Below are 26,772 nucleotides of genomic sequence, written 5' to 3'. Positions count from 1 at the left end.
GTTCGATGAGCCTAATGCTCGCAGTGTGGTCACAACCGGCGAGTGTGGCAGGAGGGCCACCCCGTGGCAGCTACTATCGCTTGGGTGTCGGACGGCGAACAGGCCAAACCACGACGGCGCCGCAGTCGGCGTCGTGGCCGTCGTCGTGCACAAAGGGCGGCGGGGCCGCCGGCCGCTGATCAGGGCACCGATACCGCCGCCAGCGAAGCGACCGTCGATTCCGCAAATCCCGTGCCGACCCCTCGCGACCAGTCCAAGCAACACAAGTCCCGGCCGCGTCGGCCACCGGAACGCCTGCGCACAGTGCACGAGACTTCGGCGGGCGGGCTGGTCATCGACGGTATCGACGGCCCCAAGGAAACCCAGGTGGCAGCGTTGATCGGCCGCGTCGACCGGCGCGGACGGATGCTGTGGTCGCTACCGAAGGGACACATCGAACTCGGCGAGACGGCCGAGCAGACCGCGATCCGCGAAGTCGCCGAAGAAACCGGTATCCGCGGCGACGTGCTGGCCGCCCTCGGCAGCATCGACTACTGGTTCGTCACCGAAGGTCGCCGGGTGCACAAGACCGTGCACCACTACCTCCTGCGCTTCCAGGGCGGGGAACTGTCCGACGACGACGTCGAAGTGACCGAGGTCGCCTGGGTTCCGCTGCGTGATCTGCCCTCCCGGTTGGCCTACGCCGACGAGCGCAAGCTCGCCGAGGTGGCCGGCGAACTCATCGACAAACTGCACACCGACGGTCCCGGCTCCTTGCCGCCGCTGCCTCGCAGCGCGCCCCGGCGCCGTCCTCAAACCCATTCCCACACCCGCAATCACCGCCGCGACGACCCTGCGCAACCCCAGCCCCGCCGGCGCACGAACGGATGCGGACAGGGACCGTGACCGCGGCCCCGGCGGTGCGCCGAGGGGTCTCCCTCCTCGCGCACACAGTGGTGCTTGTGGCGGTGGTGTTGCTGTTCTCGGTGTGGTCCACCGCCGCGCTTCCGGTACTTCTGCCCCAGGCGCAAGCAAGCGAACCCGGCGCGCTGCCGTTCCTGCAGATCAAGATCGACCGCGTCACCCCGGATGTCGTCACCACCACCAGTGAGTCCACCCTGACCGTCACCGGGTCGGTGCTCAACGTCGGTGACCGCCCGGTGCGCGACGTGGACATCCGCATGGAACACGCCAAGGCCGTGACCTCGTCGAGCCAATTGCGTACCGACCTCACCGGGGATGTGGCCCAGTTCGAGCCGGTGGCCGACTTCGTCACGCTGGCCCCCGAGCTGGACCGCGGCCAGTCCGTCGGATTCAACCTGACCTACCCGCTGCGCGCCGAGGGCGCGGGCTCCCTGCACATCACCGAACCCGGCGTCTACCCCGTGCTGATCAACGTCAACGGGACCCCGGACTACGGCGCACCGGCCAAGCTCGACGACGCCCGCTTCCTGCTGCCCGTTCTCGGCGTGCCTCCGGACCGGCCCGAGGGCGAGGCACCCGACTCGATGTCGGCGGCGGAAACGCTCAATTCGGTGGTGCCGCCGGACACATCGCAGCCGGTGCGCATGACCATGCTCTGGCCCCTGGCCGACCGCCCTCGGCTGGCCCCGGGCGCACCGGGCGGAACGACGCCCGTCCGCCTGGTCGACGACAGCCTGGCCGCCTCCCTGGCCCCCGGCGGGCGGCTCGACACCCTGCTGTCGGCGGCCGATTTCGCCACCGGCCCCACCGTCGACTCCGGCGGCCAGATGCGCGCCACCCTGTGCCTTGCCGTCGACCCCGACCTTCTGGTCACGGTCAATGCGATGGCCGGCGGCTACGTGGTCAACGACGGTCCCGACGCCGGAGCCGCCACCCCGACCCGCCCCGGCGCCGGCCAGGAAGCCGCGATCGGCTGGCTCAATCGGCTACGCACCCTGGCCACGCGGCTCTGCGTGGCCCCCACCAACTACGCGCAGGCCGACCTGGCCGCGCTGCAACGAGTGGGCGATCCGGGACTGAGTGCGATCGCCACCAACGGCGCCGGCGACATCGTCGACCAGATTCTGGGAGTCACCTCGGTCCGGGGTGCCAGCATCCTGGGCGACGGCCCGCTCACCCGGCCCGCCCTGGACCTGCTGGCGGCCCAGGGCCAGACGGTCAGCATCTCGGCCGCCCACATCACCGCCCAGGATTCGGAGACCGGTGCCCCCGAGACCGCCGACGTGACACCGCTGCGGTACGGGCCGGAAGTCGTGGCCGCGGGCTTCGACCCGGCCGTCGGTGCCGCACTGGCCGGTGCCGGGACCGACCCGGTCGCGCCGTCCTACCTGGATCCGTCGCTGCAGATCCCGGTGCGTCACGATTCGCAGACCGCACGGCGCCAGGATGCGCTCGGTGCCCTGTTGTGGCGCGGGCTCACCCCTACCGAGGAGCCTCGGACCCAGATCCTGATGCCACCGCTGGTGTGGTCCCTGGACGCGGACGACGCGCAGGCCATCCTGACCTCGGTGGCCACCACGATCCACGCCGGACTGGCTGTGCCGCGCCCGCTGCCGGCGGTCATCGCCGAGAGCAACGCCCTGCCGCCCGAGCCCATGGCGTCCCCGCCCCCGGACGCCCTGGGCGATCCGCGCAGCAACATCGACCAGAACATCGACGGCGGTATCGCCGCGGTGGTCAGCCGGCTGTGGGGCCTGACCGCGGCACTGACCACCGACGAGCGCACCGGCCTGACCGGGCTGCAGTACACCGCGCCGCTGCGGGAGGACATGCTGCGCGCGCTCAGCCAATCCGTGCCACCGGAGGCCCGTGAGGGGCTGGCCGAGCAGCGGCTGCAGGCGGTCAGCCGCAGCGTGAACGACATGTTCGGGGCGGTCACCATCGTCAACCCGGGTGGGGCTTACACGCTGGCCACCGAACGCAGCCCGCTCCCTCTGGCCCTGCGCAACGACCTGCCGGTGCCCGTGCGCGTGCGGCTGCACGTCGACGCGCCGCCGGGGATGACGGTGACCGACATGGGCGAGATCGTGCTGCCACCCGGCTATCTGCCGCTGCGGGTGCCCATCGAAGTGCACTTCACCCAGCGGGTGGCCGTCGACGTCAGCCTGCAGACCACCGAGGGCCTGACCCTCGGCGAGCCGGTGCGGCTGTCGGTGCATTCCAACGCCTACGGCAAGGTGCTGTTCTTCATCACCCTGTCGGCCGGGGCGGTGCTGGTGGCGCTGGCCGGCCGCCGGCTGTGGCACCGCTTCCGCGGGCAACCCGACCGTGCGGACCTCATCCCGCCCGGCGAACACCCCGACCCGCTCGATGTCGCCATGGCGTTCAACGCTGAGCCCGGCACCGACGACCGCGTGGAGCCCGCCACCGCGCCGGGCTCTGAATCCAACCCGGACCGACCCCGATGACTGCGTCCGGCCACAACCCGTCTCGCCCTCAGCGAGCACCGGCGCCGCCGGCCGGGCGCGCCGAGCTGTCCGATGCCGCCGTGGTGTCGCGGTCCTGGGGCATGGCGTTCGCCACCCTGATCTCCCGGATCACCGGCTTCCTGCGGTTCGTGTTGCTCATGGCACTGCTCGGCGGGCCGCTGACCAGTTCGTTCTCCGTGGCCAACCAACTGCCCAACATGGTGGCGGCGCTGGTCCTGGAAGCCACCTTCACCGCGATCTTCGTTCCGGTACTGGTCCGCGCCGAACGGGACGATCCCGACGGCGGCCGGGCCTTCATCCGCCGGCTGGTGACCCTGGCCACGACGCTGCTGCTGGTCACCACCGTGGTCTCGGTGGTGTGCGCGCCGTTGCTGGTGAAGCTCATGCTGGGCAGCCACCCCGAGGTCGACACCGCGCTGACCACCTCGTTCGCCTATCTGCTGCTGCCGCAGGTGTTGTTCTACGGCCTGACGTCGGTGTACGGCGCAATCCTCAACACCCGCAACATCTTCGGGCCGCCGGCCTGGGCACCCGTCGTCAACAACGTCATCGCCATCCTGACGCTGGGCATCTTCGTGCTGGTGCCCGGCGCCCTGTCGGAGAACCCGGTTCAGATGGGCACGGCCAAACTGCTGGTGCTCGGTATCGGAACCACGCTCGGTGTGGTGGCACAGGCCGTGGTGCTGCTGGTGGCCATCCGCACCGAACGGGTGAGCCTGCGGCCGATGTGGGGCATCGACGACCGGCTCAAGAAGTTCGGCGGCATGGCCGCGGCGATGGTGCTCTACGTGCTGATCAACCAGGTCGGGTTCATCGTCGGCAACCGGATCGCCAGCAGCGCGGCCGCCTCCGGGCCGGCCATCTACAACTACACCTGGCTGGTCCTGATGTTGCCGTTCGGGATGATCGGCGTCACCGTGCTCACGGTGGTGATGCCGCGGCTGAGCCGCAACGCCGCCGCCAATGACATCCCCGCCGTGCTCGACGACTTCTCGCTGGCCACCCGCTTGACCATGGTGACGCTGATCCCGATCGTCGCGATGATGACCGTCGGCGGGCCCGCGATCGGCAGCGCCCTGTTCGCCTACGGCAGGTTCAGCGCCTCCGACGCCGGCTATCTGGGCATGGCGATCACCCTGTCGTCGTTCACCCTGATCCCCTACGCCCTGGTACTGCTACAGCTGCGGGTGCTCTACGCGCGGGAGCGGCCGTGGACACCGATCGTGATCGTCGTGGTCATCTCGGTCGTGAAGATCATCGGTTCGGTCGCCGCGCCGCACGTGACCGACGATCCCAGCATGGTGGCCGGGTACCTCGGGCTGGCCAACGGCTTGGGATACGTGGCCGGGGCGATCGCGGGTTATGTGCTGCTGAAGGGCAACCTGCGGCCGCGCGGCGGACAATTGCTGCGTCCCGCGGTGATCCGCACGATCCTGGTAACCGTCGCCGCTTCGTTGGTCGCGAGCCTGGTGGCGCACACCGTCGACCAGCTGCTGGGTCTGGAATCGCTGACCGCCTGGGGCGGGCCCGGCGGATCGTTGCTGCGCCTGATCGCACTCGGTCTGATCATGGTCCCGATCATCGCCGGAGTGATGCTTGCGGCCGACGTGCCCGAGGCTCACTCGGCGTTGGACATGGTCCGCCGGCGGCTAGGACGCGGGCGTGTCGCACCCGCTCCGGGGGCCGGACAGGTAGCCGCGCAAACAATTGCGCCGCCCGTCGCGGCGCACCCCGCAGCGCCCGTCACGTACCCTGATCAGAGGAATTCTTCTCCCAGCGGGTGGCCGTCAAGCCCGGCAGCCGCCGGAGGCGGGACTCCGGCAGGTGTTGCCGGGGCGGGGATGTGGAAAGGATCACCGGTGACCGACGAATCTGCGGACGGCCCGGCAGCGAACTCCGCCTCGAGTTCCGGGATGACAACCGAGACGACGAAGTTGCCGCGCCCGGCCGCCGACGAGTTCCAGCCGGACGTGGCACCCGCCGGGCCGGAATCCACCACCGGGCCGGATACCGGCGACGCTTCCGATGACGCGGCCGGCGGTCACACGAACGGGGCGACGCGCCCGCTCACCGACTTCGGCGGTGACCCGACCCGTGAACCGATCTCGTTCGCCGCCCCCAACGATGCCGGGCTCGATTCGGCCGACGACGACGTGCACCTCATCCCGGGCGCGACCATCGCCGACGGCCGCTATCGCTTGCTTGTGTTCCACGGCGGTCCGCCGCACCTGCAGTTCTGGCAGGCGCTGGACACGGCGCTGGATCGCCAGGTGGCGCTGACTTTTGTCGACCCGGATTCGACGATGCCGGACGCCAAGGTGCAGGAAATCCTCTCGCGCACACTCAAACTCAGCCGCATCGATGTTCCCGGTATCGCTCGTGTGCTCGACGTGGCCCACAGCGGATCGGGCGGGCTGATCGTCTCGGAGTGGATTCGCGGCGGCTCGCTGGCCGAGGTCGCCGACACCTCCCCGTCCCCGATCGGCGGGGCCCGAGCCATCCAGTCGCTGGCGGCTGCGGCCGAGGCCGCCCACCGCGCCGGGGTGGCGCTGTCGATCGACCACCCGGCCCGGGTGCGCGTCAGCATCGAAGGCGATGTGGCCCTTGCCTTCCCGGCGACCATGCCGGATGCCACCCCCGACGACGACATCCGCGGCATCGGGGCCGCGCTCTACGCACTGCTGGTCAACCGCTGGCCACTGCCCGAGTCCGGAGCCCGCAGCGGGCTGGAGCCCGCCGCGCTTGACCAAGCCGGCCAACCGGTCGAGCCGCGGGCCATCGACCGCGACATTCCGTTCCAGATCTCGGCGGCGGCCGCTCGAGCCGTCCAGCCCGGTGGTGGAATCCGCAGCGCGCCAACGCTTTTGAACTTGCTGCAGCAGGCCACCGCGATCGCCGACCGGACCGAGCTGCTGGGCTCGGTCGAGGAGACCCCGGCACCGGCCGCCCCGGTGCGCGCACACGAGACACCCGAGGAGCACGAAGCCGCCGAGGCCCGGCGCCGTAAGGGTCTGATCATCGGAATCAGCGTGGGCGCCGCCATCATCCTGATCGCACTGCTGGTGATGGCGTCGGTCCTCAACAGCATCTTCGGCGATGTCGGGGGCGGGCTGAATCGCGACGAACTCGGTCTGAACGCCCCGTCGGCCAGCACTGAGGAGACCCAGGACGATTCCGCTGCCGCCAGCGGCAGCACGGTGAAACCTGTTCGGGCCACGGTGTTCTCACCCGAGGGCGAAGCCGACTCACCGGCCACGGCGGGACAGGCCATCGACGGGAACTCCAGCACGGCGTGGTCCACCGACACCTACTCGGATCCGGCTCCGTTCCCCGGGTTCAAGAACGGTGTCGGCCTGATGCTGCAGTTGCCGCAGCCGACCGTGGTCGGCTCGGTCACCCTCAACGTGACGAGCACCGGAACCTCCGTGCAGATCCGCTCGGCCCAGTCGGCGAACCCGTCGTCACTGTCGGACACCACCGAGCTGACGCCGTCGACCGCACTGAAGCCGGGCTCCAACACCATCTCGGTGAAGAAGGAGTCCTCGACGTCCTACGTGCTGGTCTGGATCTCGACGCTGGGCACCGTGGACGGCAAGAGCCGCACCGATATCTCCGAGATCACCATCAAAGCCGCATCCTGACCGCTATCCCCAGCCGCTTGGGCTTCCTGACCAGGCGTTATGCGGGCTCTGGCAAACAAGTGTCCAGGCCGCGGCCCCGCAGCGTTTAAGTTCAGCGTGTGGGAAGGTTCGGGGGGACCGGCAAGCCGGACACAGAACAGCTTCGGGGGCGGCAGGACACCGTCACCCGCTCTGATGCCGAGCTGCTCGCCGCCCACGTCGCCGGGGACCGCTATGCGTTCGAGGAGCTGGTTCACCGACATCATCGGCAGTTGCGTCGCTTGGCCTTTCTGACCAGCCGCCACCACGAGGACGCCGACGACGCCGTGCAGGAGGCCCTGCTCTCGGCCCACCGCACTGCCGCGTCCTTCCGTCACGACTCGGCGGTCAGCAGCTGGCTGTACCGGATCGTGGTCAACGCCTGCCTGGACCGGGTGCGCCGGTCCCGGACCCAGCCGGCGGCCTCCCACTACGAGGTCAGCCATCTGTCGCACGTCCACGACCCGGCCGGTGACCCGGCACCGCGGGTGGCCACCGCGATCGTGGTGGAGCGGGCCCTCATGCAGCTGCCGGTCGAGCAGCGGGTCGCAGTGGTGGCGGTCGACATGCAGGGCTATTCGGTGGCCGAGACGGCCAAGTTGCTCGGGGTGGCCGAGGGCACGGTGAAGAGTCGCTGCGCCCGCGCCAGACACAAGCTGGCACGGCTGCTCCAGTATTTTGAATCCGATGAACGGCAGCACGCCCCGAGTGCCGTCGGACGGCTCGATTCCTGCTGACCTGCTGGCTGACCTGCAGGCCGGGTTGCTCGACGACGCCACCGCCGCGGAGGTTCGCCGGCGCGTGCGCACCGACCCGGTGGCCGGCCCCGAGGCGCGCAGCACCCTGGCCGCCCTGGATCGGGTGCGCCGTGATCTACGGGAACTGGGCGCGGATTCTCGGTCCGCTCCCCCGGTTCCGGCCGAGGTCAGTGCCCGGCTGTCCGACGTGCTGCGGGCGCAGCCGCCGCCAGCTGTACCGACACGGCGCTGGAAGTCGATCGCCGCGGTTGCCGGAGCGGGGTCGGCGGTGGCGGCCGCGGTGCTGGGCGTCGCCGTACTGGTACGTCCGGCCGGTGAGGTCGCCTCGACGCGGGTCAGCCTCGGCCAGATCACGGTGTCGCCGCCGCGTGCAGACGTCGGCCTGTCCGAATCCCAGATCCTGGACCTGCTGTCGAATCCCCCCGACCTGGGACCGCTGACCGACCCGAAGCGCCGCAACGCCTGCCTCACCGCGCTGGGATACCCACCCGGAGTCGCGATCCTCGGCGCCCGGCCCGTCGAGGCGGCCGGCCGGCACGGGGTTCTGGTGGTCGTGCCACCGAACCCACCCGAGCCACCCGATTCCGTCGTCGCTGTGGTGCTGGCCGCAGACTGCACCGGTCACAGCGGATCGCTGGCCCAGACCGTGGTCCAACGGCCGGGGAAACATCCGTAGGCTGTCCTGCAAAGCAGGCGGGAACACATCCGGCCTAGGCTGACGTTGCAACCCGTGCCGAGTACGGCAGAAAGGCCTACATGTCCACCTCAGCGACGGTTCACGACGTCATCATCATCGGTTCCGGCCCCGCCGGCTACACCGCAGCGATCTACGCTGCCCGCGCCCAGCTCAAGCCGCTGGTGTTCGAGGGCACCCAGTTCGGCGGCGCATTGATGACCACCACGGAGGTGGAGAACTACCCCGGCTTCCGGGAGGGCATCACCGGCCCCGAACTGATGGACGAGATGCGCGAACAGGCGCTGCGCTTCGGTGCCGACCTGCGCATGGAGGACGTCGACGCCGTGGATCTCACCGGCCCGGTGAAAACCGTCACCGTCGGCGACGAAACCCACCAGGCCCGGTCGGTGATCCTGGCGATGGGTGCCGCGGCCCGGCACCTGGGTGTTCCCGGGGAAGAAGCCCTGACCGGTATGGGTGTGAGCACCTGCGCCACCTGCGACGGCTTCTTCTTCCGCGATCAGGACATCATCGTGGTGGGTGGCGGCGATTCGGCGATGGAGGAGGCGACGTTCCTCACCCGCTTCGCCCGGTCGGTGACCTTGATCCACCGCCGCGACGAGTTCCGCGCCTCCAAGATCATGCTGGAGCGGGCCCGTGCCAACGAGAAGATCACCTTCCTCACCAACACCGAGATCACCCAGATCGAGGGCGATCCGAAGGTGACCGGCGTGCGGCTGCGGGACACCGTCACCGGCGACGAGTCCAAGCTCGACGTCACCGGTGTTTTCGTCGCCATCGGCCACGATCCACGTTCGGAACTGGTGCGCGGGCAGATCGACCTCGACGACGAGGGCTACGTGAAGGTGATCGGTCGTACCACCGCCACCACGCTCGAGGGCGTGTTCGCCGCGGGCGACCTTGTCGACCACACCTACCGCCAGGCCATCACGGCCGCGGGCAGCGGCTGTTCGGCGGCGATCGACACCGAGCGTTGGCTCGCCGAAAACGACTGATCCCCAATAGATTTCGACCCGACAGGAGAGTTCCATGAGTGCGGACAGCGCGACAGTAACCGTCACCGACGATTCGTTCTCCACCGACGTCCTGACCAGCAGCACCCCTGTGCTGGTGGACTTCTGGGCCACCTGGTGCGGCCCGTGCAAGATGGTGGCCCCGGTGCTCGAGGAGATCGCCGGCGAGAAGGCCGGCGAACTGCGGGTCGCCAAGATCGACGTCGACGCGAACCCGGCCACTGCTCGCGACTTCCAGGTGGTGTCGATCCCCACACTGATCCTGTTCAAGGACGGCGAGCCGGTCAAGCGCATCGTCGGAGCCAAGGGCAAGGCCGCACTGCTGCGGGAAATCGCCGACGCACTCTGACATCACTCACACCCCGGATACGCCTGGCGTTTTCCGGTATGTGGCCAAAGTCTGAGACAATGCTGGCTAGCTAGTCCGGCAGACGGCCGGAAACCAGCATGGAGGGGCCGAATGTCGAGTCTGCGTCGCGGTGACCGTGGCGGAGCAGTCACCGAGATCCGGGCCGCGCTGGCGGCGTTAGGTCTGATCGACAATCCTGACGCCGACCTGAGCACCGGTAGGCATGTTGCGCTCGACGCATTCGACGACGAGCTTGACAGCGCTGTGCGGGCGTTTCAGCAGCACCGCGGCCTGTTGGTCGACGGAATCGTCGGCGAGGCCACCTATCGTGCTCTGCGCGAGGCCTCCTACCGACTCGGTGCCCGCACGCTGACCCACCAGTTCGGTGCACCCATGTACGGCGACGATGTGGCCACCCTGCAGGCCCGTTTGCAGGACCTCGGTTTCTATACCGGCATGGTGGACGGCCACTTTGGCCTGCAGACCCACAACGCGTTGTCTTCGTATCAACGTGAGTACGGGCTGTATCCCGACGGGATCTGCGGGCCGGAGACATTGCGCTCGTTGTACTTCCTGGGTTCCCGGGTGACCGGCGGATCGCCACATGCGATTCGTGAAGAAGAGCTGGTACGTCGCTCCGGACCACAGCTCTCGGGTAAGCACGTCATCATCGATCCGGGTCGCGGCGGAGCGGACCACGGCATGATCATGAACGGGCCGGACGGACCGATCAGTGAAGCAGACATCTTGTGGGACTTGGCAAGTCGTCTCGAAGGCCGGATGACCGCGATCGGGATGGAGACGTTCATCTCACGGCCGGCCAACCGCAGCCCGATGGATGCCGAACGTGCCGCCACCGCCAACCGGGTCGGCGCCGATCTCATGATCAGCCTGCGGTGTGAGAGCCAGCGCTCCCCCGCCGCAAACGGGGTGGCGTCATTCCACTTCGGCAATTCCCACGGCTCGGTATCGACCATCGGCCGCAACCTTGCCGACTTCATCCAGCGAGAAGTGGTGGCCCGCACCGGTTTACGCGATTGCCGGTCGCATGGGCGGACTTGGGATCTGCTGCGCCTGACCCGCATGCCCACCGTGCAGGTCGACATCGGCTACATCACCAACCCCCACGACCGTGGGCTGCTGCTGTCCACTCACACGCGTGACGCGATCGCCGAAGGCATCCTGGCCGCCGTCAAGCGCCTGTATCTGCTGGGCAAGAATGACCGCCCCACGGGGACTTTCACTTTTGCCGAGCTGTTGGCGCATGAGCTTTCGGTGGAACAGGCGAGCCGCGGCGCGTGAGCGCCAGTTCAACGTGAGCGCGTGATCGCCGGTTCAACGTGAGTGCGTGAGCCTGTCCGTCACTACACCGTAGATTCGTCATGTGACGCAGCCCTTTTCAGTCTGGAGAGGCATGCCCCCGGGGTCACGCAGCCGCCGGTACGGGTAGGTCTGCTTGATCGATGACACGTAACACCTTGCGAATCCGTACATCTCGGCGGGCTACGCACCGTTCATAGCCCTGTCTTTCCCGAGCCACGACTTCAATTCGAGCGCACGCCACTACACGTGAAACGACAGCACGCCGTCGACCGGACCATCGTCCGTGGTGCCAGCGGTCCTACTGCGGGACAGTACTTTTCGCTCCGAAGCCGGCGCTGGAGAGTCCTGCACCGATAGGCACCTCGATGCGGGCGTTTTCCAGGAGGCGCTCGAGCGCGGCCTCGACCTCAGCTTTCCACCCGAGACCCTTGTCGAGTTCCAGGCGCAGCCGTGGGAAGTACGGGTGTGGCGCCACCACCGTAAAGCCGACGTCTTCGAGAAAGTCGGAGGTCAGCATGCACTCGTCGACAGAACAGTCCCCGAGCACCGCCACCACCGGGGACAGCTCCGCCGGGAGCCGGCCGGCTTCGGACATCTCCGTCACGGCTGCGGTGTAGCCGAACGCCTCCAATGCGCGAACTCCACGCCGCACCAGATCGTTGACCACAGCGGCAAGCAGACTCTGCGACAGCAGCTCACGATCGTCGGCGCATTCCACGCCGACCGCGGTCAACAGAATCGCATCAGCGCTGACTGGAGCGGTGGGAAACAGTCGGGCTCGTGGCACCGCACCGGGGGGCGCGTAGAAGGCAAAACCGAGACACGGATCGTCCACAACATCAGGAGCCGTCCACTCACTCCCCACTGCCGAGATCTCCAAGTCGGCGACACCGGCACGGCTCACCAAATCGAAGTCGGCATCGGGGCCGGGGCCTTGGCCACTACCCGAGCCGCCGTCCGGAAGGTCGGCACGAGCGGTGACCGCAAGTTGCCCGCATGACCCCCACTCGAGCATCACCATCGAGAGCCAGGCTTCTTTCTCGAACTCTGGATCTGTCAGGTGGTCGTCACCCACGGTGGAAGGGTCCATCTCCCAGAAGACGCAGCGCCGGGCATGCTTGGGCAGCTGCTCGAAGCCCTCGAGCCGAAGCGGCGTGATTCGTGCTGTCACTGAGGTCCCTGGCTTTCACACTTTGTGCGTGGCTGCCCCTCAAGAATAGGAGAGTCCGCCGGAGTCGGCCCACTGCGTCCCGAAAATGTCATCGAGCCCCGCCTTCAAAGTGAAATGCTATGCCGCACAAATGCTTTGGGTTATGTGGTGCTCACGACTGCCGGCTTTGATCACTGTTGTGTCACAGTGACGGAACAACCTGGTGTCCTTGGTCGTGGGTTTTCAGTGCTCTTCCGCGCTCATAATTTCGACAATTCGTTGTAGGTCATCCACCGAGCCGAACTCGACCACGATCTTGCCTTTTCGTTTGCCCAGACTCACCGTCACCCTGGTATCGAAGGCTGACGAGAGCCGTTCAGCAACGTCCTGGAGGCCGGGCATCTGGATCGGCTTGCGCCGGGGGGCCGGCGGCGCGGTGTTCCCCTCGCGGTTGGCCAGGGTCACGGCCTCCTCGGTGGCCCGGACCGACATTCCCTCGGCGACGATCCGGGCGGCGAGCTCCTCCTGCTTCTCCGCTCCCCCTTCGAGGGCGAGCAGTGCCCGCGCGTGCCCCGCGGAGAGCACGCCGGCGGCGACGCGGCGCTGGACCGCAATGGGCAGGCGCAGCAGACGGATCATGTTCGAGATCAGCGGTCGCGATCGCCCGATCCGGGCAGCCAGTTCATCGTGGGTGACTTCGAACTCGTCGAGCAACTGTTGATAGGCCGCGGCCTCTTCCAGAGGGTTGAGCTGCACCCGGTGAATATTCTCCAGCAGCGCGTCGCGCAGCATGCTGTCGTCGCCGGTCTCCCGGACGATGGCCGGGATCGCCTCCAGCCCGGCCTGCTGCGCGGCCCGCCAGCGCCGCTCCCCCATCACCAGCTGGTAGCGGGTTTCACCGTTTTCTTCGACAGCGCGGACGACGATCGGCTGCATCAATCCGAACTCGCGGATGGAATGCACCAGCTCGTTCAGTGCCTCCTCGTCGAACACCTGGCGGGGTTGACGTGGATTCGGCTGGATCAGATTCGGATCGATCTCGCGGTAGGTGGCGCCGACGTCGCTGGCGAGTACGGCCTCCGAACCGTCGGGCGCGGGACCGGGCGCGGCCGGTGCTCCCGGACCGCTCGGCGTGGACGTCGGGCCGCCCCCGAGCAGAACATCGGCGGCATTCGCACCGATCCGTGGACTCAGAGCATCGGTGCCGTCCTCAGCGGGACCGGTCGGAATGAGGGCTGCCAGTCCCCTGCCCAGGCCACTCCGCTTCCGTGCCGGCTGATTCATGGTCGTCTCCTGCTCATCGCTGCCGTCCGCTGTCTGTCTGCTGCTGTTGGTTCGGGGCGCCTGTTCAGGCGCGGGGTGGTGCGCCACGTTCCGCGATCTCGCGGCTGGCATCGAGATAGCTCAATGCTCCACGGGAACCCGGATCGTAATCGAGGATCGTCATCCCATAGCCCGGGGCTTCCGATACCTTCACGCTGCGCGGGATGACCGTGCGCAAGACCTTGTCCCCGAAGTGCTCCCGCACGTCTTCGGCGACTTGATCCGCCAGCTTGGTCCGTCCGTCGTACATGGTCAGTATCACGGTGGACACCGACAGCTCCGGATTCAGATGCGCCTTGACCATCTCGATGTTCCGCAGCAACTGGCCCACACCTTCCAGCGCGTAGTACTCGCACTGAATCGGGATCAGCACCTCCGGCGCCGCCACCAAAGCGTTGATGGTGAGCAGCCCGAGGGACGGCGGGCAGTCGATGAACACGTAGTCGAAGTTGTGGTTGGCCAGAGCGGCGAGCGCACCGCGCAGCCGTCCTTCACGCGCGACCATGCTGACCAACTCGATCTCGGCGCCGGCCAGATCGATGGTCGCGGGAATGCAGAACAACCGGTCGCTGTGTGGGCTCTGCTGCAGTGCCTCCTCCACCGGGATGTCACCGAGCAGAACCTCGTAGGAAGAAGCCGTCCCGGGCCGATGCTCGATCCCGAGCGCGGTGCTGGCATTGCCCTGGGGATCGAGATCGATCACCAGCGTCCGCAGGCCCTGTAGCGCGAGCGCCGCCGCGACGTTCACTGCGGTGGTCGTCTTGCCGACCCCACCCTTCTGGTTCGCGATCGTGAACACGCGTTGGCGTTCCGGCCGGGGCAGCTGTCCGTGCGAGGTATGTAGCACTCGCGTCGCCTGCTCCGCCTCAGCCGCGATCGGGGTGTCCATGCTGGCGTCCGTAGACCACGTGGCCCCGCCTGAGCTGTTCCATGTTTCACGTGAAACCGTTTCACGTGAAACGGCGGCTGGAGCATCCGCGCCCGCGGTTGCTTGCCGATCAGAACCCATCCTCATCTCCTGCCCGATCTCCCCCGCGACCCGGAGGCTCTGCCCGCTGACCGGTTGCCCGGTTTCACCGCCACGCGCCGCACGGCGACGACGGTTACGGGCGGGTTCAAATAGTTCACGCCACATTTCACCACCCTGGCATCGACCGCACCCAGGGAAGCCATCACACGCCGATGCTCTTCAATCTCCGCCTCGGCCCGCTCACCTTTCAGGGCAAGCATCCGTCCATCGACGCGGAGCAGCGGCATGCTCCAGCGCGTCAACTTGTCCAGCGAGGCAACCGCACGTGAGGTCACCACGTCCAACTCTCCGACGGATTTGCGAACCTCGGAGTCTTCGGCCCGACCACGGACCACCGTCACGTCCAGACCCAACTCTTCGACCGCCTCGCGCAAGAACTCGCTGCGACGCAGGAGAGGCTCGATTAATGTGACGTGGATATCGGGGCGCGCCAGGGCCAACGGGATACCCGGGAGGCCCGCGCCGCTACCGATATCGGCGATGCGCTCATCGGGAGCCAGGAGCTCTCCGAGAGCCGAGCTGTTGAGAATGTGTCGATCCCAGAGCCGGTCCACTTCCCGTGGACCGATCAGACCCCACTCGACACCGGCACCGGCCAGAATCGCCGCATACCGTTCGGCGGCCCCCAGACGATCACCGAAGACCTCCGCCGCGGCGTCCGGTGCCGCGGGGACCGGTCCATGTTTCACGTGAAACATCCTCCGCACTCCCTACGGCACCGTCGCCGCAATCGAACTACACCCTTGTAACTAAGAACTTCAGCCGAGCAGGACGACCACGCGTCGCGACGGCTCCACGCCCTCACTCTCGCTGCGGACGCCATCGACCGCCGCGACTGCGTCGTGAACGATCTTCCGCTCGAACGGGGTCATCGGCGCCAGCTCCTCGCGCTCCCCCGACTCGAGCACGCGACGGGCCACCTTGTCGCCCAGCGCGGCCAGTTCGTCGCGCCGGCGACGACGCCACCGCGCGATGTCCAGCATCAGTCGGCTGCGCTCGCCCGTCTTCTGATGCACGGCCAATCGGGTCAGTTCCTGAAGCGCATCAAGCACCTCGCCCTTACGCCCGACCAGCTTGCTCAGATCGCTCCCACCGTCGATGCTCACCACGGCACGGTCGCCCTCGACATCGAGGTCGATATCGCCATCGAAGTCCAGCAGGTCGAGCAGCTCCTCGAGATAGTCGCCGGCGATCTCGCCCTCGGCGACCAATCGCTCCTCGAGGTCGTCCTCGCTCTTGGCCGCCGGCTGGGTGCCCTCCTCGAGCTCGGTGTCAGCCTCGGTCGTCTGTGCGTCCGTCATATCGGTCTTCTCCCTACTTGTAGCCAGTCTGTGAACTGGTCACCGTTTCCGCTTCTTCGGGCGTGCACCGGGCTTGGGCGTGCGGTTGGCACTCTGCCCTCCCGGACCGCTCACAGTCCCGCTCTGGTCGTCGGTCTGCGCCGCGTCCGCTGCCGCCTCGCTACCCGTCGTCTCGCTGATCTCCGCGGCGCTCGCTGTGTCGGCTTTACGGGCCCGATTGGGCTTCGCACCAGGGGCCGGTGCATTCGCGGATCGACGCTCGATCGCCTCAGCCTTCTTGGCTTCTTCTTCCTTCTCGATCATCCCGAACACGTAGTGCTGCTGACCGTAGGTCCAGATGTTGTTGGACAACCAGTAGATGATCACCGCGAGCGGCAGGAACGGTCCGCCGACCACCACGCCGAGCGGGAAGACGTACAGCGCCAGCTTGTTCATCATCGCGGTCTGCGGGTTGGCCGCGGCCTCCACACTCTGACGTGCCACCGAGGCCCGGCTGTTGAAGTGCGTCGCGATGCCGGCCAGGATCATGATCGGCACACCGACCAGGACTACGGACAGCCGGTTGAATTCCGTGAACGCCTCGAGCCCGTGCTGCTGGATCATCGTCGCACCGAGCGGTGCCCCGAACAGGTTGGCGTCCAGGAAGTGCCCGACATCGGTCGCGCTGAAGACGTAGTTCGGCAGGCTCCGGTTCTCCTCCACCGACAGCCCGAGCCGGCCGATGCCGGTCTGGGTCCGGTTGAAGGACATCAACACGTGATACAGGCCGAGGAACACGGGCACCTGAGCCAGCATGGGCAGACAGCCCAGGATCGGGTTGAACCCGTGCTCGCGCTGCAGCTTCTGCATCTCCAGCGCCATGCGCTGACGGTCCTTGCCGTACTTCTTCTGCAGCGCCTTGATCTGCGGCTGCAACTCCTGCATCTGCCGCGTGGTGCGGATCTGCTTGACGAAGGGCTTGTAGAGGATCGCGCGCAGGGTGAACACCAGGAACATCACCGACAGCGCCCAGGCGAAGAAGTTCTCGGGGCCCAGGAGGAAGGCGAATGCCTTGTACCAGACCCACATGATCGCCGACACCGGGTAATAGATGATGTCCAGGCTGAACCAATTAAACACGCGACTTGCTCTCCCCTCGTTCCGCTGGGGTTTCCCAGACAAGGTTTTCGGCGGCGGCTATTTCGCCAGGGACGGTCTCGTCAGAACCGACGGACTCGTGATCGTGGGGGCACCGTTCCGGGATCGGATCCCATCCGCCCGGGTGCCACGGCCCGCATTTGAGGAGCCGGATCGATGCCAGCCACACACCGCGGAACACGCCGTACTCGGTGAGGGCGTCGACCGCGTACTGACTGCAGGTCGGAATGAACCGGCACGACGGCGGCCGGTACGGAGAGATCGCATGGCGATAGACCTGGATGAGGAAGATCGCACCGCGGGCCGCACCGGCACCCGCCCTGCGGATCATGGTGACGTCCTGCGCCGCGCCTCAAGGCGCTCGAGAGCGCGATGCAACTGCTGTTCCAACCGCGATGACGGCGCATCACCACTGCCCGCCCGGGCCCGGATCACCACGAGATCCGTGGCATCCAGATCGGGTATCACCGTGCGGGCCACATGACGCAGCCGCCGGGACACCTGGTGACGTTGCACCGCGTTCCCGACGGCTTTGGACACGATCAGACCGACCCGCGGGCCGGTAGCGTCCGTCCCCTCGTGTAGCGCGTGCACGACAACATCAGGTTGCACGGCACGTGCGCCACGACTGACGGTGGCACTGAACTCCGCGGACCGCCTCATCCGGTTTCGAGCCGGAAGCACCGCGCTAGATCCTGCCTGAGAGCCGCAGTATCACGCAGTGAGTGCGCGACGGCCCTTGCTACGACGGTTGGCGACGATGGCGCGGCCGGCGCGAGTGCGCATCCGCAGCCGGAACCCATGCACGCGCGCACGGCGGCGGTTGTTGGGCTGGTAGGTCCGCTTGCCCTTGGCCACGGCAATCTCTCCTTGTTCCATTTGGTGCCCGCTCTCACCGACACCGAAATGTCGCCAAGAACACGGTCACCGTGCAAGCTCGGTTTAAGCTCGTCCGTCGTGCTTTACTAACCGGCGCGTTCTCCGGAACCTCCCGGGCGCAGCCGTATCGCCACGTGCGGGCGACTGCTCGAGGGTACTGATGAGATTTCCCTCGGTCAAACCTGCGCCGAGGCTCCTACATCGCCGGCATCCGATGTTGCAGAACTGTTGGCACATCGAGAGAAAACTGTTAGCTTCTGGCAATGCCGTTCCGAGCCTGGATCGGCCCCGGACAATAAGATGAGGACGTCGCTCCGCCGCAAGCCTCACTGCGTGTGATGACCCGGCCACGACGCTCTCACGAACAGACAACAGAGCGACGACGACTGTCCTTTCTCCACAAGCTGTGGATAAATATGTGGACAGTTCGTCATCGTTCTTTTTGGTCGTCACCGGGTCGACCTCGAAGCACCTCAAAGGGGGAAACGGTCGTTGACAGCGGACCCCGACCCACCATTCGTCGCCGTCTGGAACAGCGTCGTCGCCGAACTCAACGGCGACCGTGCTCCAGAATCGGGCCTCTCAGGTGACACCGCCGCACCCCAGCTGACCCCCCAGCAAAGGGCCTGGCTCAAGCTGGTCGAACCACTCGTGATCGCCGAGGGGTTTGCTCTGCTCTCGGTCCCCACCACGTTCGTCCAGAACGAGATCGAACGCCATCTGCGCGAACCCATCATCAACGCGCTCAGCCGCAAACTGGGCCAGCGCGTCGAGCTCGGTGTACGCATCGCCACCCCCTCCGAGGAAGCTCAGGAGTCCGCGGCCGAGACCACGGCCGATTCCCGGGAGACCGCTGAGGCCACATCTCCGACGCCGGCCACTGACGCCGACGAGATCGATGACGATCGCGCCGCCAAGGTCAGCGCCGAGGAAAGCTGGCCGACCTACTTCAGCAGTCCGCAGCGTGACTCGACCGTCAGCGACGACAACGCGGTCAACCTCAACCGCCGCTATACCTTCGACACGTTCGTCATCGGAGCGTCGAACCGCTTCGCCCACGCCGCTACCCTCGCCATCGCCGAGGCGCCCGCGCGGGCCTACAACCCGTTGTTCATCTGGGGCGAGTCGGGTCTGGGCAAGACCCATCTGCTGCATGCGGCCGGAAATTATGCGCAACGTCTCTTCCCCGGCATGCGCGTGAAGTACGTCTCCACAGAGGAATTCACGAACGACTTCATCAACTCACTGCGCGACGACCGCAAGGCCTCGTTCAAACGGAGCTACCGCGACATCGACATCCTGCTGGTCGACGACATCCAGTTCATCGAAGGCAAGGAAGGTATCCAGGAGGAGTTCTTCCATACCTTCAACACCCTGCACAACGCCAACAAGCAGATCGTCATCTCCTCGGACCGGCCGCCGAAACAGCTGGCCACCCTCGAGGACCGGCTGCGTACCCGCTTCGAGTGGGGCCTGATCACCGACGTACAGCCGCCGGAGCTCGAAACCCGCATCGCGATCCTGCGCAAGAAGGCGCAGATGGATCGACTGGATGTGCCTGATGACGTGCTCGAGCTCATCGCCAGCAGCATCGAACGCAACATCCGCGAGCTCGAGGGTGCGTTGATCCGTGTCACGGCGTTCGCCTCGCTCAACAAAACCAGGATCGACAAGGCTCTGGCCGAAGTCGTGTTGCGCGATCTGATCGCCGACGCCACGACCATGCAGATCAGCACGGCCGCGATCATGGCCGCCACCGCCGAGTACTTCGAGACCACGGTGGAGGAACTGCGCGGCCCCGGCAAGACCCGGGCACTGGCGCAATCCCGGCAGATCGCCATGTATCTGTGCCGTGAGCTCACCGATCTCTCCCTGCCCAAGATCGGCCAGGCATTCGGGCGGGACCACACCACCGTCATGTATGCCGAGAAGAAGATTCGTGGCGAGATGGCCGAGCGGCGCGAGGTTTTCGACCACGTGAAGGAACTCACGACAAGGATTCGTCAGCGCGCCAAGCGCTGACCACTCCCGAACCCCTCGCTGAATCCCCCGCCACCCCTCGAGATGACCTCTCGAGGGGTTTAGTGCTGACCTGGCGGGGTATCCGCCGTCTCACATCGTGGTCTGACTCGAGTCCTCCGGCGAAAAATCTTGTAACAACTTTCGCCTCATTTGGCACCACGAGTCACAGCCCACCGCTGTGGATACTGCTGTGCACAACCTGCGGGCAAACCACGGGATGAATGACAAAATCATCCACACCCGGGCGGCTGTCCACACTCGAGCGCCGGTCCATCCACCGGACTCCACAGCGGACTCACATTGCGACACACCGGCGGTGCTGGGCAAACACCCGTTCATCCCCAGTTTTCACAGGCCCTAATACTGTTACTCAAATATCTTCTAAGAATTCCTTCTAGAAGAAGGGCCTTGGGGACACCGGACGGACGGTACGTCCGATCGGGGCCTCGAGGCACGAGCCGATCCCCGTGTCACCCCGATCGATTAGCTTTCAAGTTGGTGAGGAAAGCTCTACGGTGGTTCATCGACAGCGGTTTCCAGCTTTGTCATTCAGCGTCGTGCTGCGTGGTGCGGTTTTCGGAAAACGCAGGTAGAGCTCGTTATGGGGATCATCGAAGGGGCGCATAGCACGTGGCGACGACGACGGCTGGGCTGACCGACTTGAAGTTCCGCGTGGTGCGTGAGGACTTCGCGGACGCGGTGGCCTGGGTGGCCCGCAATCTGCCGACCCGGCCCACCATCCCGGTGCTGGCCGGCGTCCTGCTGACCGGTACCGACGAGGGCCTGACCATCTCCGGCTTCGATTACGAAGTGTCCGCGGAGGTGCGGGTGAGCGCTGAAATCGCTTCTCCCGGAAGCGTTTTGGTGTCAGGGCGGTTGTTGTCCGACATCACCAAGGCCCTGCCCGCCAAGCCGGTCGAGCTCAGCGTCGAGGGCACCCGGGTGGCATTGACCTGTGGTAGCGCGCGGTTCTCACTGCCCACCCTCGCGGTGGAGGACTATCCCGCGCTCCCGACCCTGCCCGAGGAGACCGGCGTGGTGTCGTCGGATCTGTTCGCCGAGGCCATCGGCCAGGTGGCCGTCGCCGCCGGCCGCGACGACACCCTGCCCATGCTGACCGGTATCCGGGTCGAGATCTCCGGTGAATCAGTGGTTTTGGCGGCCACCGACCGCTTCCGGCTCGCGGTGCGCGAGCTGACCTGGGAAACCAGTGCCACCGACGTCGAAGCCGCCGTGCTGGTGCCGGCCAAGACGCTGGCCGAGGCCGCCAAGGCCGGTACCGACGGCAACCAGGTGCACCTGTCGCTGGGTTCGGGGGCCGCGGTCGGCAAGGACGGCCTGCTCGGTATCCGCAGTAACGGCAAGCGCAGCACCACACGTCTGCTCGACGCGGAGTTCCCGAAGTTCCGTCAACTGCTACCGTCCGAGCACACCGCGGTGGCCACCATCGGGGTCGCCGAGCTCACCGAGGCGATCAAGCGTGTGGCGCTGGTCGCCGACCGTGGAGCCCAGATCCGGATGGAGTTCGGCGACGACGTGCTGAGGCTGTCGGCCGGGGCCGACGACGTGGGCCGGGCCGAGGAAGACCTGCCGGTCGAGTTCGCCGGGGACCCGTTGACCATCGCCTTCAATCCCACCTACCTGACCGACGGGCTGAGCTCGCTGCATTCTGACCGGGTGACTTTCGGTTTCACCACGCCGAGCCGGCCGGCAGTGTTGCGGCCGACGGGCGAGGATGGTGGTACCGGTGGAGGCTCGGGGCCGTTCCCGGCCGCCAAGACCGATTATGTCTACCTGTTGATGCCGGTCCGCCTTCCCGGCTGATCGGCGCTGGCGAGAGAGGGCGCACATGCAACTGGGGTTGGTCGGCCTGGGCAAGATGGGCTTCAACATGCGCGAGCGCCTGCGCGCCGGTGGCCATGAGGTCGTGGGTTACGACCCGCGTCCGGAGGTAAGTGACGTGGCCAGCCTGACCGATCTGGCGGCTGCGCTCGAGACGCCGCGGGTGGTCTGGGTGATGGTGCCGTCGGGCACCGTGACGCACGAGACCATCGTCACGCTCGCCGATGTGCTGTCACCCGGTGATCTGGTGATCGACGGCGGCAATTCGAGGTACACCGAAGACGGCCCGCACGCGAAGTTGTTGGGTGACAAGGGAATCAACTTCGTCGACGCCGGTGTCTCGGGTGGCGTCTGGGGCCTGCACGAGGGCTATGGCCTGATGGTCGGTGGCAGTGACGCCGACGTGGCTCGAGCCATGCCGATCTTCGACACATTGCGTCCGGCCGGCGACGCGGCCGACGGATTCGTCCACGCCGGCCCGGTAGGTGCCGGGCACTACGCCAAGATGGTGCACAACGGCATCGAGTACGGCTTGATGCACGCCTACGCCGAGGGATATGAGCTGCTCGCGGCCGAAGAACTGATCGCCGACCCCCAAGCGGTGATCCAGGCCTGGACCAATGGCACCGTGGTGCGGTCGTGGTTGCAGCAACTGCTGGCCAAGGCGCTCAAGGAGGATCCGGGCTTCGCCGCGATCAGCGGGTACACCGAAGATTCCGGCGAAGGCCGCTGGACGGTGGAGGAGGCGATCAGCCACCGGGTGCCGATGCCGGTGATCGCGGCGTCGTTGTTCGCCCGGTTCGCCTCGAGGCAAGAGGACTCCCCCACCATGAAAGCCGTGTCCGCGCTACGCAACCAGTTCGGTGGCCATGCGGTGCACCGGATCAGTGAGTCCGGTTAGGCGCGATTTCCGATGTATGTCCGTCACCTGGGACTGACCGACTACCGGTCCTGGGCACACGTCGAGCTCGAGCTCGAGCCCGGCCGCACGGTATTCGTCGGATCGAACGGTTTCGGCAAGACGAATCTCGTTGAGGCACTGTGGTATTGCGCCACACTGGGTTCTCACCGGGTGGCCACGGACGCGCCGTTGATCAGGGCCGGCGCGCCCCGCGCGATCGTCTCGACCATCGTCGTCAACGAGGGTCGCGAACTGGCCGTCGACCTCGAGATCACCAGCGGCCGGGCCAACAAGGCCAGGCTGAACCGTTCCCCGGTGCGTTCTCCGCGCGAGATCCTCGGCGTCTTGCGGGCAGTGCTGTTCAGTCCGGAGGACCTGGCGCTGGTACGGGGCGACCCGGGTGAGCGCCGGCGTTATCTCGACGAGTTGGCCACCACCCGTCGGCCGGCCATCGCCGGCATCCGCGCCGATTACGACAAGGTCGTGCGCCAGCGCACAGCGCTGTTGAAAACCGCTGCGGGAGCGCGGTATCGGGGTGATCGCAGTGTGCTGGACACCCTTGACGTGTGGGACGGGCACCTCGCCGCGCACGGCGCGGCGTTGATCGCCGCCCGCGTCGCGCTCGTCGAGCAACTGCATCCGGAAGTGCAGAAGGCCTATCAATTGTTGGCGCCCTCGAGTCGTCCCGCGGCCATCCGGTACCGCAGCAGTGTGGAGGCGATCGAGAACGCTCCGGGCCTGGAGCCCGTGGAGTTCTATGAGGCCGCGCTGCTCGATGCACTGGCGCGACGACGCGATGCGGAATTGGATCGCGGGGTGTGTCTGGTCGGTCCGCATCGCGATGATCTCGAGCTGTGGCTCGGTGACCAGCCCGCCAAAGGCTTTGCCAGCCACGGCGAATCGTGGTCGATGGCGCTTGCCTTGCGGCTGGGTGCTTATGAATTGCTGCGGTCGGACGGCGTCGATCCGGTGCTCTTGCTCGACGATGTGTTCGCCGAGCTGGACACCGCACGCAGGCAGGCGCTGGCGGCCGTGGCCGGTGAGGCCGAGCAGGTTCTGGTGACCGCGGCGGTCGCCGAGGACATCCCGCATGACTGGGCGGCCAACCGCATCGAGATCAAGATGACCGACGGCGACCAGGGACGGGTATCGGTGGTGCAGTCATGACAGACGATTCTGCTCAGGTCCCGGATCCCGCGCCCGCCGTCAGCCCGGAGGATCTCACCCGCATGCGCGGCATGGATCTGGTGAGGCGCACCCTCGAGGAGGCTCGCGGCGCGGCCCGCAGCCAAGGCAAGGATGTCGGCCGCGGCCGCAGCGCCCCGGTACGACGGGTGGCCGGCAATGCCGGTCGCCGCCGCAGCTGGTCCGGTCCCGGACCCGACGTCCGAGATCCGCAACCGCTCGGGGCCGCCACCCAGGATCTGGCCAGAGTGCGGGGCTGGTCCTCGAGGGTCGCCGAGGGCTCGGTGTTCGGCCGGTGGCGCACCGTCGTGGGCGACCAGATCGCCGACCACGCCAACCCGACCGGCCTGAACGAAGGGGTTTTGACCGTCTCGGCGGAGTCCACTGCGTGGGCCACCCAGCTGCGAATGGTGCAGTCCCAGCTGCTGGCCAAGATCGCCGCCGCGGTCGGTGACGGTGTGGTGACCTCGTTGAAGATCGTCGGGCCGGTGGGGCCGTCGTGGCGCAAGGGCCGGTACCACGTCTCCGGGCGCGGTCCGCGCGACACCTACGGCTAGGACTGCGCTCAGAACGCCGAGACGCGCGGAATGCCTCTCCTCAAGCGTCCGGAGGCACCAATGGCCGAGAAATTCAGCGCACGGCGCAGTTAGATAGGTGGAAACGCCGCTACAGAGTCGGCCCTGTCCGTATCGACCGGTAGACTGTGGCGAGATCTGCAGGGCGGTGACGCAACCACCTCCCGCGAACCCCAAGGAGACGCGTCCGACGTGGCTGCCCAGAATCAGTACGGTGCCGACTCGATCAAAGTGCTGGAAGGCCTCGAAGCCGTTCGTAAACGACCCGGCATGTATATCGGTTCCACCGGTGAACGTGGCCTGCACCACCTGGTGTGGGAGGTCGTCGACAACGCGGTAGACGAGGCGATGGCCGGCTTCGCGACGAAAGTGGATGTCCGCATCCTCGAGGACGGCGGGGTCCAGGTCTCCGACGACGGGCGCGGTATCCCGGTGGCCATGCACGCCACCGGCATCCCGACCATCGACGTGGTGATGACCGTCCTGCACGCCGGCGGCAAGTTCGAAGAGGGCGCCTATCAGGTGTCCGGCGGCCTGCACGGTGTCGGCGTCTCGGTGGTCAACGCGCTGTCCACCCGGCTCGAGGCCGATGTCCGCACCGATGGGTACGAGTGGTTCCAGACCTACGACAACTCGGTCCCCGGAACCCTGCGCAAGGGCGAGAAGACCAAGGAAACCGGAACCACCATCCGGTTCTGGGCCGATCCGGACGTCTTCGAGACCACGGTCTACGACTTCGAGACCATTGCCCGCCGGCTTCAGGAGATGGCATTCCTGAACAAGGGCCTGACCATCGAGCTCACCGATGAGCGGGTGACCCAGGACGAGGTGGTGGACGAGGTGGTCGCCGACACCGCGGCCGCACCCAAGTCGGCGGAGGAGACGGCGGCCGAGGCCTCCGCTCCGCACAAGGTCAAGCACCGCACCTTCCACTACCCGGGTGGCCTGGTCGACTTCGTCAAGCACATCAACCGCACCAAGACCGCGATCCAGCCCAGCGTGATCGACTTCGACGGCAAGGGTCCCGGCCATGAGGTCGAGATCGCGATGCAGTGGAACGCCGGCTATTCCGAATCGGTGCACACCTTCGCCAATACGATCAACACGCACGAGGGCGGCACCCACGAAGAGGGTTTCCGCGCGGCGTTGACGAGTGTGGTCAACAGGTACGCCAAGGAAAAGAAGCTTCTCAAGGACAAGGATCCCAACCTCACCGGCGACGACATCCGTGAGGGTCTGGCCGCGGTGATCTCGGTGAAGGTGGCTCAACCGCAGTTCGAAGGCCAGACCAAGACCAAGCTCGGTAACACCGAGGTCAAGTCGTTCGTTCAGAAGATCTGCAACGAGCAGCTCACCCACTGGTTCGAGGCCAATCCAGCTGAAGCGAAAACCGTGGTGAACAAAGCGGTTTCGTCAGCGCAGGCGCGGATCGCCGCACGCAAGGCCCGTGAGCTGGTCCGGCGCAAGAGCGCTACCGACATCGGCGGTTTGCCCGGCAAGCTGGCGGATTGCCGCTCCACCGATCCGACGAAGTCGGAACTGTATGTGGTGGAGGGTGATTCGGCCGGCGGCTCGGCCAAGAGTGGTCGCGATTCGATGTTCCAGGCGATCTTGCCGTTGCGGGGCAAGATCATCAACGTCGAAAAGGCCCGTATCGACCGGGTTTTGAAGAACACCGAAGTTCAGGCCATCATCACCGCGCTGGGCACCGGTATCCACGACGAGTTCGACATCTCCAAGTTGCGGTATCACAAGATCGTGCTGATGGCCGACGCCGACGTCGACGGTCAGCACATCTCCACGCTGCTGCTGACCCTGTTGTTCCGGTTCATGAAACCGCTGGTCGAGCATGGCCACATCTTCTTGGCGCAGCCTCCGCTGTACAAGCTCAAGTGGCAGCGTCAGGAACCGGAGTTCGCCTACTCCGACCGCGAACGCGACGGTCTGTTGGAGGCGGGTAAGGCTGCGGGCAAGCGCATCAACGTCGATGACGGTATCCAGCGTTACAAGGGTCTGGGCGAGATGGATGCCAAGGAACTGTGGGAAACCACCATGGATCCGACAGTGCGGGTATTGCGTCAAGTGACGCTTGATGATGCGGCTGCCGCCGACGAGCTGTTCTCCATCCTGATGGGTGAAGACGTCGAAGCCCGCCGCAGTTTCATCACGCGCAACGCCAAAGACGTTCGCTTCTTGGATGTTTAGCCGCTACGCGCCCAAGTCCTCTGACCGCATC

General features: G+C 66.6%; 22 protein-coding genes and 1 pseudogene. 14 read left to right on the top strand and 9 right to left on the bottom strand.

The genetic code is table 11. From position 1 onward, the window contains the following. Positions 1-84 precede the first annotated feature (84 nt). The 8 genes from K6L26_RS01345 to K6L26_RS01310 all read left to right on the top strand — a co-directional run bounded on the left by K6L26_RS01345 (position 85) and on the right by K6L26_RS01310 (position 11,170). A complete protein-coding gene (locus K6L26_RS01345; protein ID WP_047037105.1) occupies positions 85-885 on the top strand; it encodes an NUDIX hydrolase in 801 nt (266 codons plus the stop codon). Then, positions 882-3,371, top strand: a complete 2,490-nt coding sequence (locus K6L26_RS01340) for a DUF6049 family protein (protein WP_234791739.1) — start codon at positions 882-884, stop codon at positions 3,369-3,371. Before K6L26_RS01345 ends, K6L26_RS01340 begins: the two co-directional genes overlap by 4 nt. After that, complete coding sequence (gene murJ, locus K6L26_RS01335) at positions 3,368-7,033, top strand: murein biosynthesis integral membrane protein MurJ (RefSeq protein WP_076210618.1); 3,666 nt, start codon at positions 3,368-3,370, stop codon at positions 7,031-7,033. The genes K6L26_RS01340 and murJ overlap by 4 nt, the downstream gene beginning before the upstream one ends. Positions 7,034-7,131: 98 nt before the next feature. Beyond that, complete coding sequence (gene sigM / locus K6L26_RS01330; protein ID WP_076111480.1) at positions 7,132-7,788, top strand: RNA polymerase sigma factor SigM; 657 nt, start codon at positions 7,132-7,134, stop codon at positions 7,786-7,788. Further along, on the top strand, positions 7,739-8,485 hold the full coding sequence (locus K6L26_RS01325; protein ID WP_221852479.1) for an RsmA family anti-sigma factor: 747 nt from the start codon (positions 7,739-7,741) through the stop codon (positions 8,483-8,485). The genes sigM and K6L26_RS01325 overlap by 50 nt, the downstream gene beginning before the upstream one ends. Before the next feature lie 80 nt (positions 8,486-8,565). Next, positions 8,566-9,501 carry a thioredoxin-disulfide reductase gene (gene trxB / locus K6L26_RS01320; RefSeq protein WP_036390713.1) on the top strand — a complete coding sequence of 312 codons (936 nt, stop codon included), beginning with the start codon at positions 8,566-8,568 and terminating at the stop codon, positions 9,499-9,501. A gap of 34 nt (positions 9,502-9,535) precedes the next feature. Continuing rightward, positions 9,536-9,868 carry a thioredoxin gene (trxA, locus tag K6L26_RS01315; protein ID WP_019344858.1) on the top strand — a complete coding sequence of 111 codons (333 nt, stop codon included), beginning with the start codon at positions 9,536-9,538 and terminating at the stop codon, positions 9,866-9,868. A gap of 111 nt (positions 9,869-9,979) precedes the next feature. Then, positions 9,980-11,170, top strand: coding sequence for an N-acetylmuramoyl-L-alanine amidase (locus K6L26_RS01310; protein ID WP_019344857.1), 1,191 nt, complete (start codon positions 9,980-9,982; stop codon positions 11,168-11,170). Between the two features lie 319 nt (positions 11,171-11,489). Here the strand turns inward: K6L26_RS01310 and K6L26_RS01305 are convergent, their stop codons facing one another. From K6L26_RS01305 to rpmH, 9 genes are all read right to left on the bottom strand, one after another. Continuing rightward, positions 11,490-12,362 (bottom strand): acetyltransferase, encoded by an 873-nt coding sequence (locus tag K6L26_RS01305; RefSeq protein ID WP_221852477.1) that lies wholly within the window; start codon positions 12,360-12,362, stop codon positions 11,490-11,492. A gap of 222 nt (positions 12,363-12,584) precedes the next feature. Next, a complete protein-coding gene (locus tag K6L26_RS01300; protein WP_036392537.1) occupies positions 12,585-13,625 on the bottom strand; it encodes a ParB/RepB/Spo0J family partition protein in 1,041 nt (346 codons plus the stop codon). Positions 13,626-13,689: 64 nt separating this feature from the next. Next, positions 13,690-14,679 carry a ParA family protein gene (locus K6L26_RS01295; protein WP_036390711.1) on the bottom strand — a complete coding sequence of 330 codons (990 nt, stop codon included), beginning with the start codon at positions 14,677-14,679 and terminating at the stop codon, positions 13,690-13,692. Beyond that, positions 14,676-15,392 carry a 16S rRNA (guanine(527)-N(7))-methyltransferase RsmG gene (rsmG, locus tag K6L26_RS01290; protein WP_065063007.1) on the bottom strand — a complete coding sequence of 239 codons (717 nt, stop codon included), beginning with the start codon at positions 15,390-15,392 and terminating at the stop codon, positions 14,676-14,678. Before rsmG ends, K6L26_RS01295 begins: the two co-directional genes overlap by 4 nt. Positions 15,393-15,452: 60 nt before the next feature. Beyond that, positions 15,453-15,995 (bottom strand): Jag family protein, encoded by a 543-nt coding sequence (locus K6L26_RS01285; protein WP_019344852.1) that lies wholly within the window; start codon positions 15,993-15,995, stop codon positions 15,453-15,455. A gap of 39 nt (positions 15,996-16,034) precedes the next feature. Then, the gene (yidC, locus tag K6L26_RS01280) at positions 16,035-17,114 is read right to left on the bottom strand and encodes a membrane protein insertase YidC (RefSeq protein ID WP_221852475.1); all 1,080 of its coding nucleotides are present in this window, start codon (positions 17,112-17,114) and stop codon (positions 16,035-16,037) included. After that, positions 17,107-17,463, bottom strand: coding sequence for a membrane protein insertion efficiency factor YidD (yidD, locus tag K6L26_RS01275; protein WP_019344850.1), 357 nt, complete (start codon positions 17,461-17,463; stop codon positions 17,107-17,109). The genes yidC and yidD overlap by 8 nt, the downstream gene beginning before the upstream one ends. Next, positions 17,460-17,816: a ribonuclease P protein component gene (gene rnpA / locus K6L26_RS01270; protein WP_036390707.1), complete on the bottom strand. Its 357-nt coding sequence runs from the start codon at positions 17,814-17,816 to the stop codon at positions 17,460-17,462. Before rnpA ends, yidD begins: the two co-directional genes overlap by 4 nt. 30 nt (positions 17,817-17,846) lie before the next feature. Beyond that, positions 17,847-17,990, bottom strand: a complete 144-nt coding sequence (gene rpmH, locus K6L26_RS01265; RefSeq protein ID WP_003883350.1) for a 50S ribosomal protein L34 — start codon at positions 17,988-17,990, stop codon at positions 17,847-17,849. Positions 17,991-18,503: 513 nt separating this feature from the next. Between rpmH and dnaA the strand changes: the two genes are divergently transcribed. From dnaA to gyrB, 6 genes and pseudogenes are all read left to right on the top strand, one after another. Beyond that, positions 18,504-20,033, top strand: coding sequence for a chromosomal replication initiator protein DnaA (gene dnaA, locus K6L26_RS01260; RefSeq protein WP_036390706.1), 1,530 nt, complete (start codon positions 18,504-18,506; stop codon positions 20,031-20,033). 630 nt (positions 20,034-20,663) lie between these two features. Then, positions 20,664-21,857 (top strand): DNA polymerase III subunit beta, encoded by a 1,194-nt coding sequence (gene dnaN / locus K6L26_RS01255; protein ID WP_019344846.1) that lies wholly within the window; start codon positions 20,664-20,666, stop codon positions 21,855-21,857. A gap of 10 nt (positions 21,858-21,867) precedes the next feature. Then, positions 21,868-22,776, top strand: a pseudogene (gnd, locus tag K6L26_RS01250) (phosphogluconate dehydrogenase (NAD(+)-dependent, decarboxylating)); the annotation flags it as partial. A gap of 12 nt (positions 22,777-22,788) precedes the next feature. Continuing rightward, positions 22,789-23,943: a DNA replication/repair protein RecF gene (recF, locus tag K6L26_RS01245; protein WP_065063001.1), complete on the top strand. Its 1,155-nt coding sequence runs from the start codon at positions 22,789-22,791 to the stop codon at positions 23,941-23,943. Continuing rightward, complete coding sequence (locus tag K6L26_RS01240) at positions 23,940-24,518, top strand: DUF721 family protein (protein ID WP_019344843.1); 579 nt, start codon at positions 23,940-23,942, stop codon at positions 24,516-24,518. The genes recF and K6L26_RS01240 overlap by 4 nt, the downstream gene beginning before the upstream one ends. A 210-nt stretch (positions 24,519-24,728) precedes the next feature. Beyond that, complete coding sequence (gyrB, locus tag K6L26_RS01235) at positions 24,729-26,741, top strand: DNA topoisomerase (ATP-hydrolyzing) subunit B (protein ID WP_036390703.1); 2,013 nt, start codon at positions 24,729-24,731, stop codon at positions 26,739-26,741. Positions 26,742-26,772: the final 31 nt, after the last annotated feature.

The organism is Mycobacterium farcinogenes, assembly GCF_019739075.1.
Lineage (GTDB): Bacteria > Actinomycetota > Actinomycetes > Mycobacteriales > Mycobacteriaceae > Mycobacterium > Mycobacterium senegalense.
This window is presented reverse-complemented; position numbering and strand designations above follow the sequence as displayed.

Excerpts from the sequence above, each read along its gene's own strand:
- K6L26_RS01325 (WP_221852479.1), top strand. The coding sequence starts at position 7,739 with ATGAACGGCAGCACGCCCCGAGTGCCGTCGGACGGCTCGATTCCTGCT.
- K6L26_RS01295 (WP_036390711.1), bottom strand. The coding sequence starts at position 14,679 with ATGAGGATGGGTTCTGATCGGCAAGCAACCGCGGGCGCGGATGCTCCA.
- recF (WP_065063001.1), top strand. The coding sequence starts at position 22,789 with ATGTATGTCCGTCACCTGGGACTGACCGACTACCGGTCCTGGGCACAC.
- yidD (WP_019344850.1), bottom strand. The coding sequence starts at position 17,463 with ATGATCCGCAGGGCGGGTGCCGGTGCGGCCCGCGGTGCGATCTTCCTC.
- rsmG (WP_065063007.1), bottom strand. The coding sequence starts at position 15,392 with ATGTTTCACGTGAAACATGGACCGGTCCCCGCGGCACCGGACGCCGCG.
- trxA (WP_019344858.1), top strand. The coding sequence starts at position 9,536 with ATGAGTGCGGACAGCGCGACAGTAACCGTCACCGACGATTCGTTCTCC.
- K6L26_RS01310 (WP_019344857.1), top strand. The coding sequence starts at position 9,980 with ATGTCGAGTCTGCGTCGCGGTGACCGTGGCGGAGCAGTCACCGAGATC.
- K6L26_RS01240 (WP_019344843.1), top strand. The coding sequence starts at position 23,940 with ATGACAGACGATTCTGCTCAGGTCCCGGATCCCGCGCCCGCCGTCAGC.
- K6L26_RS01285 (WP_019344852.1), bottom strand. The coding sequence starts at position 15,995 with ATGACGGACGCACAGACGACCGAGGCTGACACCGAGCTCGAGGAGGGC.
- K6L26_RS01300 (WP_036392537.1), bottom strand. The coding sequence starts at position 13,625 with ATGAATCAGCCGGCACGGAAGCGGAGTGGCCTGGGCAGGGGACTGGCA.
- murJ (WP_076210618.1), top strand. The coding sequence starts at position 3,368 with ATGACTGCGTCCGGCCACAACCCGTCTCGCCCTCAGCGAGCACCGGCG.
- trxB (WP_036390713.1), top strand. The coding sequence starts at position 8,566 with ATGTCCACCTCAGCGACGGTTCACGACGTCATCATCATCGGTTCCGGC.